Annotated in this window: 12 protein-coding genes and 2 pseudogenes; 9 read left to right on the forward strand and 5 right to left on the reverse strand. The window is 60.2% G+C overall.

Going from position 1 to position 15,058, the window contains the following annotated elements; genetic code table 11:
* Positions 1-35: 35 nt before the first annotated feature.
* Positions 36-473 (forward strand): annotated as a pseudogene (gene ruvC, locus AQ611_RS10180) (crossover junction endodeoxyribonuclease RuvC); the annotation flags it as partial.
* A gap of 60 nt (positions 474-533) precedes the next feature.
* Here ruvC and AQ611_RS25505 read toward each other — a convergent pair.
* From AQ611_RS25505 to AQ611_RS10200, 3 genes are all read right to left on the reverse strand, one after another.
* Positions 534-1,625 (reverse strand): terpene synthase family protein, encoded by a 1,092-nt coding sequence (locus tag AQ611_RS25505; RefSeq protein ID WP_146011798.1) that lies wholly within the window; start codon positions 1,623-1,625, stop codon positions 534-536.
* Positions 1,626-2,042: 417 nt separating this feature from the next.
* Positions 2,043-2,639 (reverse strand): isopentenyl-diphosphate Delta-isomerase, encoded by a 597-nt coding sequence (gene idi / locus AQ611_RS10195; RefSeq protein WP_231935812.1) that lies wholly within the window; start codon positions 2,637-2,639, stop codon positions 2,043-2,045.
* Between the two features lie 76 nt (positions 2,640-2,715).
* The gene (locus AQ611_RS10200) at positions 2,716-3,663 is read right to left on the reverse strand and encodes an SAM-dependent methyltransferase (protein ID WP_069234434.1); all 948 of its coding nucleotides are present in this window, start codon (positions 3,661-3,663) and stop codon (positions 2,716-2,718) included.
* Positions 3,664-3,683: 20 nt separating this feature from the next.
* On the opposite strand from AQ611_RS10200, the gene AQ611_RS25510 reads away from it, so the two are divergent.
* Together AQ611_RS25510 and dxs are read left to right on the forward strand one after the other, a co-directional pair.
* The gene (locus AQ611_RS25510) at positions 3,684-4,019 is read left to right on the forward strand and encodes a hypothetical protein (RefSeq protein WP_156789219.1); all 336 of its coding nucleotides are present in this window, start codon (positions 3,684-3,686) and stop codon (positions 4,017-4,019) included.
* A gap of 336 nt (positions 4,020-4,355) precedes the next feature.
* Positions 4,356-6,302 carry a 1-deoxy-D-xylulose-5-phosphate synthase gene (dxs, locus tag AQ611_RS10205; RefSeq protein WP_083237289.1) on the forward strand — a complete coding sequence of 649 codons (1,947 nt, stop codon included), beginning with the start codon at positions 4,356-4,358 and terminating at the stop codon, positions 6,300-6,302.
* A 263-nt stretch (positions 6,303-6,565) separates the two neighbouring features.
* On the opposite strand, the pseudogene AQ611_RS24660 reads toward dxs, so the two are convergent.
* Positions 6,566-6,856 (reverse strand): annotated as a pseudogene (locus AQ611_RS24660) (IS3 family transposase); the annotation flags it as partial.
* Between the two features lie 99 nt (positions 6,857-6,955).
* Positions 6,956-7,696 carry a TetR/AcrR family transcriptional regulator gene (locus AQ611_RS10210; protein WP_069234435.1) on the reverse strand — a complete coding sequence of 247 codons (741 nt, stop codon included), beginning with the start codon at positions 7,694-7,696 and terminating at the stop codon, positions 6,956-6,958.
* A gap of 530 nt (positions 7,697-8,226) precedes the next feature.
* On the opposite strand from AQ611_RS10210, the gene AQ611_RS25515 reads away from it, so the two are divergent.
* The 6 genes from AQ611_RS25515 to AQ611_RS10235 all read left to right on the forward strand — a co-directional run bounded on the left by AQ611_RS25515 (position 8,227) and on the right by AQ611_RS10235 (position 14,990).
* The gene (locus AQ611_RS25515; protein WP_146011797.1) at positions 8,227-8,568 is read left to right on the forward strand and encodes a hypothetical protein; all 342 of its coding nucleotides are present in this window, start codon (positions 8,227-8,229) and stop codon (positions 8,566-8,568) included.
* A 164-nt stretch (positions 8,569-8,732) separates the two neighbouring features.
* Entirely contained in the window at positions 8,733-10,142 is a 1,410-nt protein-coding gene (locus tag AQ611_RS10215) for a glycoside hydrolase family 1 protein (RefSeq protein ID WP_069235240.1), read from the forward strand.
* Positions 10,143-10,208: 66 nt separating this feature from the next.
* On the forward strand, positions 10,209-11,465 hold the full coding sequence (locus AQ611_RS10220; protein ID WP_083237290.1) for a formylglycine-generating enzyme family protein: 1,257 nt from the start codon (positions 10,209-10,211) through the stop codon (positions 11,463-11,465).
* A 42-nt stretch (positions 11,466-11,507) separates the two neighbouring features.
* A complete protein-coding gene (locus AQ611_RS10225; protein WP_069234436.1) occupies positions 11,508-13,319 on the forward strand; it encodes a sulfatase family protein in 1,812 nt (603 codons plus the stop codon).
* 142 nt (positions 13,320-13,461) lie between these two features.
* Positions 13,462-14,520: a porin gene (locus tag AQ611_RS10230; protein ID WP_069234437.1), complete on the forward strand. Its 1,059-nt coding sequence runs from the start codon at positions 13,462-13,464 to the stop codon at positions 14,518-14,520.
* Between the two features lie 74 nt (positions 14,521-14,594).
* On the forward strand, positions 14,595-14,990 hold the full coding sequence (locus AQ611_RS10235) for a BON domain-containing protein (RefSeq protein ID WP_231935814.1): 396 nt from the start codon (positions 14,595-14,597) through the stop codon (positions 14,988-14,990).
* The last annotated feature ends 68 nt before the right edge of the window (positions 14,991-15,058 follow it).

Here is a 15,058-nt window from a genome sequence, read left to right on the forward strand (position 1 = left end):
TGCGATGAAGCTGAACGACGATGCCTTGTCGTTTGAGCGACGGCAATGCCGACCTGCCTAGCCGCCCGCTGTACGACGGCGTGTCGGAACTCGTGCAGACGTATCGGCCAGACTGCGCCTCCATCGAAAAGGTGTTCGTCAACGTCAACCCGCAATCGACACTGCTGCTGGGCCAGGCGCGCGGCGCGGTGATATGCGGGATGATGAGCGGCAACCTGCCTGTGTACGGATACACGGCATTGCAACTGAAGCAAGCTGTGGTCGACTACGGCCGCGCCAACAAGGACCAGGTGCAGGAGAAGGTCGTGCGCCTGCTCAACCTCGAAGGCAGGCCCTGCGCGGATGCGTCCGACGTGCTGGGCGTGGCGATCTGCCATGCGCACGGCGGCGAAACGCTGGCCGCCATGGCCGGGCTGGCGCCGCAGCTTCCGCAGAAGGGGTTGCGCGTACGGCGCGGGCGGTTGATTGGATAGCCAGAACTCGGTTCAGACATACCGCTGCCATGTCCGAACCATGCGCACCGAACGCGATGGCTACTTCACACCGCTGGGTATGAAATCAGGCCCCAAGATATGCAATGGCAGGATCATCGGTTCAACCGTCACCTCGCCGGAAATGAAAGGTCCTTCTCTGTTCTGGCCAATGTAACGTGACGAAAGGGTATGAAATTCAACTGTGCCGCTATGAAGGTGCTCCAATTCGGTCATGTACCTTCTTACGTCAATACGTTGACCAAGTGCTGAGGCTAAAATGCGATTGCGCGCCGCTATCAGGTCACGCTCTCTTTCTCGGGCAAGTCCAACAAGCTTGTTGATTGCCTGCTGGATACTCAAATCATACTGACGCGCCAATACCCAAATTCCGTTCATGGCCTCCTTGCTGGAAAATTCTTTCAGGAAAGAGCAAACATCATGAACAAAGAGGACCAGATCGATCGTGGCTTGACGCATCTCGCGCAAATCCTCGCTTTCTTCCAATGCATCGCCGATATCCACATCGATTGCATATTCGATGAGTGTTGCCATCAGTGTCGCAAAGACATCAATTCTTCTAGCGTCTACATATTCATCAAAAGTGAGTGTGGTTATATTGTGAACGGGCGGATGCGAAAGAATGGTGATCATGTCTTTTAATGCGTCACGTACGCGTTTTCGCACGAGCGAGCCCGACGGATAGGTTTCCAGTATTGGCCTGTAATTGTCATGAAGCAATTGCGCAATGGGGTAGGCATCCGGAGGCCGAGTTCCATCAAGGGCATGGCTGAATTGAGCCTCAAGGATGGAAAGTGCATTGGGGTTGTCTATTATTTTTGGATGCGTAAAATTATCATCCATGATTGTCAGCATATCCCCGCATTGCATGACAAGAAAGATTCTATCCTTCAATGCATTTGGGTAAATCAGGGCGCAGTAAAAAGGTATCCTCTGATTTTGATAACTCTCGACGGCATCTTTATTCTTGTAATATGAAGAAAGATATGGGAAATTGGCTTTCTTGACACGCTCCAGAGTAACGCTCGAATCTGGGTGCCACTTTGCCTTGAGTTTGAAATTGAAATCCGGAAAATTAAGTTTGTCACCAAATTTAAGCTTCCCGGAAGAAAATACGCTTTCGTGATCTTGCATGGCGGATTCTCGGCAATGTTTTTGGGCGATGTTCCAGAAATAATCACATACGTGATCCAGATCGATTGATGCGAATCGAAACTGATTTGAAACGCCTCCTGAGCAAGGGTTCTTTCACCGACATCCGCAGAGTTTTTTCCACGCCATGGGCGTAACCCCCGCACAACAGGGTATTGCTCATGGGCCGGGAAAAGCCTTCGAAGTCGACTGACGGTATCTCGAATGTGGGAGGCCGCTCGGCGCTGTCTCGCCACACCAGCACCACACCATTGATTTTGCGTATAAGCCATTGGGTCAGTGTGGCACACGGAGGAGAATGTCCCATCCCAGTGCGCACGCATACGCCATCCGGCGCGAAGGCGAATCCGTGGAAAGGGCAAACGGCTCCAAGGCGCTGACATGTTAAGAGGTGCAGCATCAGGAGACGGATGCCGTTCGGGCGATCGCTGCTGCTTGACGCGCCCACGCCTGTAACCCGGATGGGCCTGCACGTTCGATCATCTGCCGGAACCACACCGTAAAGGCGTCGGGGTCGGCATCAACCCACGCAAACAAGGCGAGTATCTCAACCCATCGCCAATCTTCAGCTTCCGCCGGGTCCGGTTGCGGTGTGCCATCAAACATGCCGGCGTGGATGTGTACGAATTCGTGCTCGATCAAACCGTTGGAAAGCGGCGCCCGATAGTGCAGGGTGTCGACCTTGTGCAAGTCGCAGACGAAGCCCATTTCCTCGGCAAGCCGGCGACGCGTGGCGTTCGACATGGTTTCGCCCGGGCGAGGGTGGCCGCAGCAGCTATTGGTCCAGAGCCCGCCGGAATGGTATTTGCCGGGCGCGCGCTGTTGCAGCAGCAAGCGGCAGTCCGCGCCGTCAAAAACGAAGATCGAAAAGGCGCGATGCAACAGCCCTTGCTGATGCACTTGTGTCTTACTGCAGATGCCGATGGGCGTGTCGTCCGGGTTGACGAGAATTAGTCGCTCTTCCATGTGCGTGCCAAGGTCCGTTGTGATCGCCATTGGACCGCCGCGCCGGCGATGAGGCGCGCATGGCGGTCAACTTCCAGGAGGCAAGGAGCGGCCTCTTCGCATGCGCTCATCGTGCGGCCTTTCTGGCAATCACGCTGTATGTCGATACCTTGTTCTTGATGAGCGCCACCGACCAGTTCTCCGCCAGCACGCGTAACTCCTCCAGCGGGACGGGAATGCTTTCGTCTGTGAAGTGCCGCTCGATGTTGGCCTTGGAGTCCATCAACCAATGGGCTACATCGATATTCGAGGGCAACACCTGCATGTCGTCGATGATGAAACCGCTCTGCTCCAGCACGTGCCGGAAATAGGCCGGTGTCTTGCGGTGCTTGCAGGCCAGACGGTCTACCTCGTCATACGTATCTGACTGGTAGGTCTCTGGTGGCACGTTATAGAGGTTGTCGGAGATGATGACCTGCCCACCCGCACGCATGCGCGTGGCCAACTTCTGCATCGCGCGCTCATACAGATCGTCGGGAAAGTGCGAGATAACGCCGCGGATGATGACAAGGTCGTAGAGCGTTTCGGGGTAGGGAAGCAGGTCGATATCCTGCGCGTTGCACTGGTACAAGTTAATGCGCTCAGACAAGCCCTGTTCTGCATGGAATCTGGCGCAGAACTCCAGTTGCGCGCGGCTGACGTTCACACCATCGAGCCATCGGCACTCAGGAAACCGCTCGGCCAGGTGCTTGAGGATGTAACCCCAGCCACATCCGATATCGAGAATCCGCTGAATGGGCCGGTGCTTTCCCTGCATCAGACCTGCCAGCTTGAGTTGGCGATCGAAGTACTTGATCCCCGATTCGTCCAGCGTGATCGGTTGGGGAGACGTGGGATCGTCGTACACCCCAAACTGGAAGAGAAGGTAGTTGCCGATGGCTTTGCGCCAGTCTTCAGGGTTGTCCTGATAGGTGTATTCGACCTTGGCTTGGTATGGACTACGCTCCGTACCTTGGAGGATCTGAAACGGCGTGCGGGCGGCAGCTTTAGGGGTGGAAGCAACAGCGGTGCTCATCGGGTTCTCCTGTGAAGGTCATGCAGTTCAAAACAGGACAACAGACAGTCAAGATGCGACGCTCATGCGGGGCATTGGTGTCGCGCGATTGGCGGGTGCGTTGGCGTCGAAGAAGCGCGCTGGATCGATCGGGTAAGTCCATCGGCATCGAGGCCGCAGGCAGTCAACAACTTGGCCGGGTCGCCATGTTCAATGAACTGATCCGGCAAGCCGAGTTGCAGCAGGGGAATCAAGGGTCGACAAACATCCGCGCTCTGCTCAACCGAGCAGAACGATTCGTTCCGTCAATCTTGCGAATCCCCGATTCTCAGAATGAGCAAACTTCAATCATATTTTTAACTCCTTGGTATGAATAATACGATTCAATTTCGATTCTTAATAATATTAAAATAAATCAATACTCGTAAGCGGCTTAACTCAATAGGGAAATTATCTGGATATGAATCCATTTTATGGATTCGCATTTTTTCCCAACAGATACTACGATGACCAAGACCGTTGATTGACGGATTCATTTATAAGAGGGCAATTTGATTTTTTCAAGCGTGAACTTTTAATTTTCGATGAACACCTTAAATTCAGGAAAAACCTACTTAATAAAATGAATTAAGCACATCGATCGCACAATCACGCACCGCCACGGGGCATTTCAGGTCTGGCGATCGATTGCGTCATACGCGGGGAAAACCATTATGCAAAGCACTCTCCAATCCGTCCGGCTACCGAGCGATCTTCGTGGGCTGACGCGCGAGGCGCTCTCACGACTCGCCGACGAACTGCGCGCGTTTGTACTCGATAGCGTGTCGAAAACGGGCGGTCATCTCGCCTCCAATCTCGGTAGTGTCGAATTGGCAATTGCATTGCACTACGTGTTCAATACGCCGCACGACCGTATCGTCTGGGACGTCGGCCATCAGTCGTACCCGCACAAGATCCTCACCGGCCGCCGCGACGCGATGCCGGGCATCCGGCAACTCGGCGGTATTTCCGGCTTCCCACGTCGTTCGGAATCCGAATATGATGCATTCGGCACCGCACATTCGAGCACCTCGATCTCAGCGGCGCTCGGCATGGCACATGCCGCGCGGCTGACGCGCGAGGCCCGCCATTGCGTTGCCGTGATTGGCGACGGCGCGCTGTCCGCAGGCATCGCGTTCGAGGCGATGAACAATGCCGGCATCGCACGCGATTTACCGCTCATCGTCGTCCTCAACGACAACGACATGTCGATCTCGACGCCGGTCGGCGCGCTGCGGCATGCGCTCGGACGGCTGATCGCAGGCCGAATGTATGCATGCGCAAAGCGGCACGCGCAGGACGTGCTGAACCTCGCGCCGCCGACACGTCAGCTTGCGAGCCGAATCGAAGCGCTGACCAAAGGTTCGATCGCTCCGGCCACGCTGTTCGAGGAATTCGGCTTCAACTATGTCGGCCCGATCGACGGGCACGACGTGGGCGAATTGATCGATGCGCTGACCACGCTGAAAGGTCTGCCCGGCCCACATCTGCTGCACGTCGTCACGCAGAAGGGGCATGGCTATCCTCGCGCCGAGGCCGATCCGATTCAGTATCACGGCCCAGGCAAATTCGATCCGGCGACCGGTCTCGTCCCCGGCAAACCCGGCCGCAAAACCTATGGGCAAATATTTTGTGACTGGCTGTGCGACGAAGCGGTACGCGACGAACGCGTCGTCGCGATCACGCCGGCCATGCGCGAAGGTTCATGTCTTGTCGAGTTCGAGCGGCGCTTTCCGAACCGCTATTTCGACGTCGCCATTGCCGAGCAGCATGCGGTGACGTTTGCGGCGGGCCTGGCCGCAGACGGCATGCGGCCCGTGGTCGCGATCTACTCGACCTTCCTGCAGCGCGGCTACGACCAGTTGATTCATGACGTCGCGATACAGAATCTGCCCGTGACGTTCGCGATCGATCGAGCGGGCATCGTCGGCGGAGATGGTGCCACGCACATGGGTGCGTTCGATCTCGCGTATCTGCGCTGTATCCCGAATCTCATCGTGATGGCGCCGTCCGACGAAAACGAATGCCGGCAGATGCTGCACACTGCGCTACGTCAGCCTGGGCCGTGCGCGGTGCGTTATCCGCGCGGCAGTGGATCGGGGGCGATGGTCGAGGCGAATCTGAGTGCGCTGCCCATCGGGGTATCGATGCTACGCCGTTCGAGCAGTGCGCCGAGTAGCCCACGCATCGCCTTCCTCGCGTTTGGCACGATGGTGGCTCCCTGCCTGAGTGCGGCAGACGCACTCGACGCGACTGTGATCGACATGCGCTTCGTGAAGCCACTCGATACGATCCGGCTGTCCGAGGTCGCTTCGACGCACGACATACTGGTTACAGCCGAGGAAGGTTGCCTGCATGGCGGCGCTGGCAGCGCATGCATCGAGGCGCTGGCGAACCTGCTGATCTTTCGCCCCGTGCTGCGCCTCGGCTTGCCCGACGCGTTCATCGAGCACGGCGATCCAGCCCAATTACTGAGTCTGCACGGTCTCGATGCACCGGGCATTCAAGCGTCGGTCGAGCGTTTCGCCGCACAACTCACCGCGCATTGCGCCGCCGCAACCGCGGTCGTCCTGCCGTTCGATGCGATGCGCAACACCGCGTCACACACACGCTCGCTATGACAACCGCTTCCGGTTCGGTCGATTGCGCCGATCCCCATTCTCCGCGGTAGAAAACGATGACGTCAGTTGAAGCCCTGCCTCTGCCATCGCCCTCGCACGGAGCGCACAGGCCGCCCCAGAACTGCTTGGCGCACGCCACGCCGCCCGACAATCTAGCCAATCTTATCGTTCATCGGATCAACTAAACGATTACGCCAACGAAGCGTTATCTTGCACGTCATTCTTGTCCAGCAGCGTGGATTTTACGCGGGTGTCGTCTGCGCGATCGATACCACCGAGCGCGCGCTCGAACGGTACGGCACGCCGACTAGCGCTTCGCGGGCGAAGACATCGATGAGGGTCAGTGCACGGAACCTTTGGCCGCTCGAAAGCTAGTCGGCAACGAAGTCCAAGCTCCGTATCTGATTTGCCGCCGTCGACTTTGCGCATGCAAGACGGCTTATCTGGGCGCGTCGTTTGCGATCTGGTCTACCGCGCAGCGACAGACCTTCCTCTCAATACAGACAGTACAGCCGATTCTTGTTGGCCGGATAGCCTTCCCGCAGGAGCAGCAGCACCTATCCGCTGGAGCGATCCAACGTGTTGTTCAACCACTTCGCCCACAAAAACGCGGACAAGTCCAGGTCGACCTACATCAGTAAACTAGATCGAAATCACCTTCCTCGATCCGTTCGACGTTCGGGTGAAACAGCGGACGTGCGACGCTTGCCGGCCGCCGCTTTCGGCGCCGCCGGCCGCGCCGTTTCGTCCGCCAGTTGCTGGAGCGCGATCTCGCGCCAGAACTGGAACGCGGCCTGCGCCGCGGCAGGCTCGCCGCCTGTTACAACGTCGATAGTCAGGCCGCGGATCGTCGCCCCCGCCAACAGTTGCAATTGCCGGACCTTGAGCGCAGTCGCCTCGTCGAAGCCAGAGACGACTTCGTCCATCAGCGCGCGAAATCCCGCGCCGAATGGCGCGAGGATGCGCGCCGTGACGGCGTCGAGCTCCTTGTCTGCGCGGCGCGCGAGTTCAATCTCCATGCTCGCGGCGAAACTGGGCGAGCCGATCAGCGTTCCGGCTACGTCGAGCAAGCGATCGATCCGCTCGAACGGAGCCCCGGAGGCGCGCAACGCGCGCTCGAATTGCGTGAAGCGCTCGCCGGTAAGCCGCTCCTGCACGGCTGCCATCAACTCGGCCTTGGTCGGGAACTGATGCTGCATCGCACCCATGCTGACGCCCGCGGCACGTCTTATCGAAAGCGTCGTCGCCCCGGAATAGCCCTCCTTGTGAAGCAGCGATATCGCCGCGGCAATGACGCGTTCACGTGTTGCCTCACTACGCTCCGCCTGCGTCGGACGACGTCCTCGCACGAGGTTAAGGGCGGTTGTTGTTTCTGTCTTGATGGTTTTCTTCATTGGTCCTGGCGCACATTGGCAGTTCTGGACAAGATTTTTCTACAAAAAGGATATCTCATCGAACAGACAATACGTCGTTCCAGACAGTGGGTACAGCAGTGTCTTTCGGCCCCCGCTTCGCGAGACCGAATTGGCCCGGCATATATGACACGCCACTTCAATATCCGAGAGCGTGACCGCTGCGCTCAATTTCGAGGCATTGCTCGATTTGCCTGATTGACATGCAATATATCCTACTTGTATGTTGCGAGGAAGTCGTACAACGTATCGCGCCGTTGTCGCGCATGGCAAAGCACGGAAACCAGCCAACGCAAATATCCCGACATGACCCGAGCCAAGCTTCTCCGCCTCATCGCACGATGTTCGGCCGCGATTCTACAACTGTCGGCCCGCGCCAGCGAGACGGCAATTCCGGCTGGTTCTGATGGACACGTCGGCTCGGCCGCCGATGCAGGCTTCAACGTCGTGCAGCCGAGCCTGTCGCAGGCGTCGCTTGAACCCGCACCGAGCGCTATGACGGCGCCGACTTGGTGTCGATCGCGCAATCCCGGCAGCAGTTTGCGACACACGGCGTCTACACGTCGCTCGACATACGCCAGGACGGCTATTCGCGCCAACCCATCTGCGCCAGCCGCAATCGCAACGTGGCCACGGGCAACCTTAATGGCACAGAGATCAACAACGGATTCGCCGCAAGAATGGTGCTCGACGACGGCATGCGAACCTCAACCGTGCGTATCCGCCCCACTCCGTCACGTCGAAAGCGATCAACTGGCGGTTCGGCAATCTGTACGGCAACACGCCGAACTCCAATGGTATCGGCCTTGCGGCACGTTTCAGCGGCGCTTGAAAAGCAGGTCGACGCGACATAACGGTTCGTTTGGATGCCGCTTGTCGCATCGGATGCGCTCCCTGCTGGAAGCACAGGCGTCCCAATATGCACCGCTGGATTTTCGTATTTTACAAGTAGGTTAACCTATTTTTATTAAAAGTTTCACGGACACGATCCGGATGACCTCTGTTGGAGACATCGTTGATGAGCAAAATTTCCACCTTACGATCCCCGGGCCGCCGGGCCATTCTGCAAGCGGCCGCCGCGGCGGCAGGTTATGCATGCCTTCCGGCGTTCGCGCGTGAAGAGGATGCGCGTTTCGCCGACGATTTCGTCTGGGGCGTAGCCGCATCGGCCGCGCAAACCGAAAGCCGTGACGGCCGCGGGCGAAGCAATTGGGACGTGTTCGCGGATCGCGCGGGAAATATCGCAGACGGCTCGACCAATGCGCGATGCGCCGAATTCGAGCGGCGCTATCCGGCCGACCTCGAGTGGATGGCCGCGGCCGGGATTCACGCGTTCCGTTTCTCGATCGCCTGGCCTCGCGTGCAGCCGCAAGGGCCCGACGCGGTGAGCGATACGGGTCTCTCGACTTACGAACGGATGGTCGATGCAATGCTGGCTCGGGGTATCGAGCCCGTTCCCACGCTGTTTCACTGGGATACGCCGGTTTGGGCAGGCGACTTCCGCAGCCGCGACATCGCGTTCCGGCTCGCCGACTATGCGGACCGCGTGACGCGCCGGCTCGGCGATCGCGTGCGTCGCTGGATCGTGCTGAACGAGCCCAACAGTCTGGCGCTGCGCGGCTACGGCATGGGCGCACATGCGCCGGGCCTGCGTTCGGCGGCGGCCGCGTTCGCCGCGATCCATCACCAGAATCTCGCACAGGGTCTCGCATTCCAGGCGATACGCGCCAACCTGCACGGCGCACGGATCGGCACGACGATCAACCTGCAGCCGGTGCGTGCGGCGGGCAGTCGCGACGAAGACCGCGCGGCCGCACAGCTTGTCGACACGCTGTGGAATCGCGCATTTCTCGATCCGCTGTACGGAAACGGCTATCCCGACAAGGTCGGCCATGCACTGGCCGGGCTCGTCCAGGCTGGCGACATGGATGTCATCGCGGCGAAGCCGGATTTTCTCGGCATGAACTATTACTCGCGTATCTACGTTCGCGCCAATCCGACCGCGCAGTTCGGCGTCGAACAGAGCAAGCCGCCGGCAGATCTGCAACGCACTGCGTATTTCCAGGTAGAACCGGACGGGCTGACCGAAATGCTCCTGCGTGTGCATCGCGACTACGGCGCGCCGGACATATACATCACCGAGACCGGGTTCGCGCTGGACGATCCGCCACCGCGCGACGGCGTGGTCGACGACGGCCCGCGCATCGACTACCTGTCGCGCTATTTGCGCGCAGCGCACGACGCATATCGGCAAGGCGTTCAACTCAAGGGGCTGTTCTACTGGGCCGGCACCGACAACTGGGAATGGGGACAAGGTTTTTCGAAGCGGTTCGGCCTTGTGCATGTCGATTTCGATACACAGATTCGCACTCCAAAACGAAGCCTCAGTTACTTTGCACGGTGCATCGAGCAAAACGCGGTGGCCTGATGCGCCGACCGGCCTTCGGATTCCGGTTTCCGGATTCCCCGATCTGCTGTTGATGAGCGTCGTCCCATGAAATCCCATTCTCACGCCCGGCGCCGACCGCGTCCGACCGCCGCACCGGTAGCGGCGCGCGACACGCCCCAGCGGCTCGATATCGGTCGCCATCGGATGTATTCGCTCAGCTGGCGCCACGCCATGCCGGTGCTCGCGCTGATTGCCGTAGGTGCTGCAACCGGTGCGCTGATCGGTTGGTATGCGACCGCACCAGCAGGCAGGCAGGCGCAGCATGCCGTAGTCGGCGACGGACGGAACGGTCCGCGCGACATGGCATGGATACCGGGCGGAACGTTCCTGATGGGAAGCGACGCGCGCGCCGCGCAACCGAACGAGCGCCCCGCACACCTGACGACCGTGCACGGATTCTGGCTCGATCAGCACGATGTGACTAACGCAGAGTTTCGGCGCTTCGTCGATTCGACCGGCTACGTAACCACTGCCGAGCGCAAGCCCGACTGGCGCGCGCTGCAAATGCAATTGCCAGCGGGCACGCCGCGTCCTCCGGACGAGGTGCTGGTGCCGGGCGCACTGGTGTTCGTCGGCACCGCGACACCGGTCCCGCTCGACGATTACGCGCGTTGGTGGCACTTCCGTCCAGGTGCGAACTGGCGACAGCCCAACGGCCCCGGCAGCACGATTGCCGACAAGGACGAGTACCCCGTCGTCCAGGTCTCTTACGATGACGCGCGCGCCTATGCGAAATGGATCGGCAAGCGGCTGCCGACCGAGGCCGAATGGGAGTTCGCTGCGCGCGGCGGCCTCGAACAGGCTGATTATGCGTGGGGCAACCAGCTCAAGCCGTCGGGGCGGCAGATGGCGAACATCTGGGACGGGCAGCAGCCGTTTCCGGTCGTCGATCCGCGCGCCGGCAATCAACCGGGCCCGAGTGCGGCCGGTAGCTATCCGGCCAACGGCTACGGACTCTACGACATGACCGGCAACGTTTGGCAATGGGTAGCGGACTGGTATCGGGCCGATGCGTTCTCGCTCATGGCCCACACCGGCAATCCTGTCGTCGACCCTCAGGGCCCTGTAGACAGTTGGGATCCGTCCGAGCCGGACGCTCCGCCGCAGGCACCGAAGCGGGTGATACGTGGCGGCTCGTTTTTGTGCAACGAGTCGTATTGCCAGAGCTATCGGACGAGCGCGCGACGCGGCGCCGATCCCGAAGCGGGGATGTCGCATCTCGGCTTCCGGCTGGCGATGGACGAACGGACCTGGCTCGAGCAGCGCGACCGGACACATGCCGCGCGAAGCGCCGCCAACTGATCGCCACGTTCACCCGCACCCATTGAATGGAGGAGACGATAAATGAGGTCGACAACCCGCATCCAGCCATCTCGAAGACAGGCATTTTCGCGAACGGGGGCCTGCGTGACCGTGTGGCTGCTGGCACTGTTTGCGGGCGCAGCACACGCCGGCCCCCATCGACCGAACATCGTTTGGATTACCGTTGAAGACATCACGACGTTCATCGGCGGGTACGGTGACCCGCAGGTCAAGACGCCGAATATCGACCAGCTGGCACACGAAGGCGTGCTTTACACCCATGCGTACCAGGTATCCGGCGTGTGCGCGCCGTCACGCTCTGCGCTGATCACGGGCATGTACCCGACTTCGGTGGGCACGCAGCATCATCGCACTGGGCCCGGCGAAATCTCGATTCCAGGTGTGACGGCAAACGACAAGCCGACCGGCGTACCCGCTAACTATTCGGTGGTGCTGCCGCCGGAAGTGAAGGCCTTCCCCGAACTGCTGCGCAAGGCCGGGTACTACACATCCAACAACCAGAAGACCGACTATCAGTTTGTTCCGCCGGTGACGGTGTGGGACGAGAACGGCCCGGCTGCGTCGTACCGGTATCGCCCGAAGGACAAACCGTTTTTCGCAGTGTTCAATTTCTTCGTCACCCATGAGTCGATGGTGACTTACCGGAAGGATCCATTGCGCGTCGATCCCACATCGATCACGGTGCCGCCGATCTACCCGGATACACCGGCCGTACGAGGCGACATCGCACGCATGTATACCAACATCGAAACGATGGACCGGCAAGTCGGCGACCTGATTGCGATGTTGAAGCGCGACGGCGTATACGACGACACGATCATCTTCTTCTTTGCGGACAACGGCGGCACGCTACCTTGGATGAAGCGCGAAGTGCTCGAACGCGGCACGCGCGTACCGCTGATCGTGCGCTTGCCCGGCGCAAAGCGAGCCGGTTCGATCGATGCGCAACTCGTGAGCGGAGTCGACTTCGCGCCGACCGTGCTGTCGCTAGCCGGTGTGCCGGTCCCGTCGTACATGCAGGGTCAGGCGTTTCTCGGTCCAGAGCGTGCCCACGCGCCGCGCCGGTACGTATTCGCCGCGCGTGACCGGATGGACAGTGAGTACGATCGCGTGCGCATGGTGCGGGACCAGCGCTTCCGCTATCTGTACAACTACATGCCCGACCAGCCGTACTATCAACCGATCCGATTCCGCGAAAACATGCCAATGATGCGGGACATCCTCCGGCTGAGGGACGAAGGCAAGCTGCCGCCGGCAACGGCCGCCTGGTTCGGAACGAAGCCGGTCGAAGAGCTGTACGACGCCGATCGGGATCCGTGGGAACTGCACAACCTCGCAGGCGATCCGCGCTATCGCGGCAAGCTCGACGAACTGCGTGCCGCGTTCCGCGCTTGGACCGACCGCTACGGCGACATGGGCAGCATTCCGGAACCCGAAATGATCTCCCGGATGTGGCTGGGCGGCACGACGCCGCCTGCCACGGCCATGCCCGAGATCCGGCCGTCAGCGGGCGGTGTGAAGATTGCGTGCGCCACCGACGGGGCCTCTATCGGGTACTGGATCGAACGTCGCGGCAAACCGGCGCCCAGCGTCACGCACACCATCTTGAGCTGGGACTACGAACGGCTCGCCGGCGAAATGCTGCCGCCGAAGCTCGGCGCCCGCTTTGCTCATCTAGGCGATCAACGTCCCGCCCCGCGTACATGGAACGTGTACGACGGCGGCGTCATCGCATTGCAGCCTGGCGACGTGCTACACGTAAACGCGATGCGGATCGGCTATACAGCCGCGACGCTGGACTACCCGTTCCCGCCGGCGGCAGCGCGCCCATAGCGCTGCTCGAAGCGAGACGGCTCGCCCGCACAAATTGTCGCGCAGCGACCTGGCGGGCGGACCGAACCTGCCGCGTCGGATCGATAAAATCCGCAACGGCCTCAAAAACAATAAGTAAAACTAACTATATGGATGGAGACAAATGAAGCGAATATTCGTGGTTTCAGCGTTGGCCTGTTTGTCCGCCAACGTTGTCGCGCAATCCAGCGTGACATTGTTTGGGTATCTCGGCGGTGGGGCCCGATGGGTCGACGGGACGAAAGGTGGCAATCAGCTCGGTTTTGACAACAACGTGATCTCGGGCAATATCTTTGGTCTCAAGGGTGCCGAGGATCTTGGTGGCGGCATGCAGGCAATCTTCATGCTGCAGAGCGGGTTCTTGACGGGCACCGGCAGCCTGTCGAAAGCGTCGATACTGTTCTCGCAGATGTCGTATGTCGGTCTGAGCGGTGCGTTCGGCCGTGTCACGTTCGGCCGCCAATTGAATGCGGCCGAGGACGTTGGTATTTCGCTCGACCCGAATTCGGCACAAGGGATCATACTCGCCACGATGCCCGGCGTAGTATGGGGCGGCAACTTCTTTACGAACGATTCGCGCTTCAACAATACGGCCAAGTACGTCGGCGGGTTCGGTGGCCTCACGCTGCGAGGCAGTTACTCGCCCGGCGGGGTGACTGGCAATCAGCGCGCCGGGTCGAACGTGGCAGTCGGCACGAGCTACCGGTTCCGAACGCTGTTGCTCGGCGTGGCTTACCAGACAACGTGGAATGCGAACGCGTCGCAATGGGCGCGCACCATCATGGGCGGCGCGAGCTGGCAGATCGGGCCCGCCCGCCTTTATGTGAACTACAGCGATCTCGCCGTCAGCGCGGCGGCGGCGGGCGCGGCACAGCGGCACGACCGGATTCCGGGCATTGGTGCGGTCTATCAGATCACGCCGTACCTGCAGTTCACCGGTGCCACCTACTACGACTTCGCGAGCAACCTGAAGAATGTTGGTGGCGCAGACGGCCGCAAGCTCACGTCGTATGCCATGCTCGAGTACTTCCTGTCGAAGCGCACGCGGCTTTACGCGGAGTTCGACCGCAACGGTTTTTCCGGGGCGTACAAAAAGGATCCGACCAATGTGTCCGCGCTCGCGTTGCGGCCGGACGGCCGGACCGTGACCGGTGTGTCGCTCGGCATGATCACGCAGTTCTGACGGGCGTACCACCCGCTTCCGGGAGCGGCCACCGTGTGTGCCGCACCGTGCGTTCTCTATTCGTGAGCCTACCTATGAACATTTCAAAATCGACGATTGCTTTGTTGCTCACCGCGTTGCTGTCGACGCATGCCATAACCGCGCTTGCCCAGCCGGCGGCGCAAGCCGGCAGTTCCACCGGTGCTTCGGGTCCGGGGGATCCTACCGGCGCCGCGATAGCCGGGAGCGATACCGCACGGAATAAGCGCAAGAAGAACCGCCAGTTGGTCAGGCGTGTAGCAGCAGCGCTCGTGCGCGTGCGTGGTCTCGACTCGAGCCGCATCCTGATTCGTGCGGTCGACGGCGCGGTAACCTTATCCGGCACTGTGCCGGACAACAACCAGGTTCCGCTCGCGATCGATGCCGCGCAGCGGGTCGAAGGCGTCACGGCGGTGCGCAACCAGTTGCGCCTCGCCTTGCGTACCGAGTAGCGCCGCGGCCGCGCGTCGGCTTCAGCCTGCCTCCGATGAGCCGCATCACATTGCTTATAGCTGGTTCG

It is taken from the genome of Burkholderia singularis (genome assembly GCF_001718875.1).
GTDB classification, from domain to species: domain Bacteria; phylum Pseudomonadota; class Gammaproteobacteria; order Burkholderiales; family Burkholderiaceae; genus Burkholderia; species Burkholderia singularis.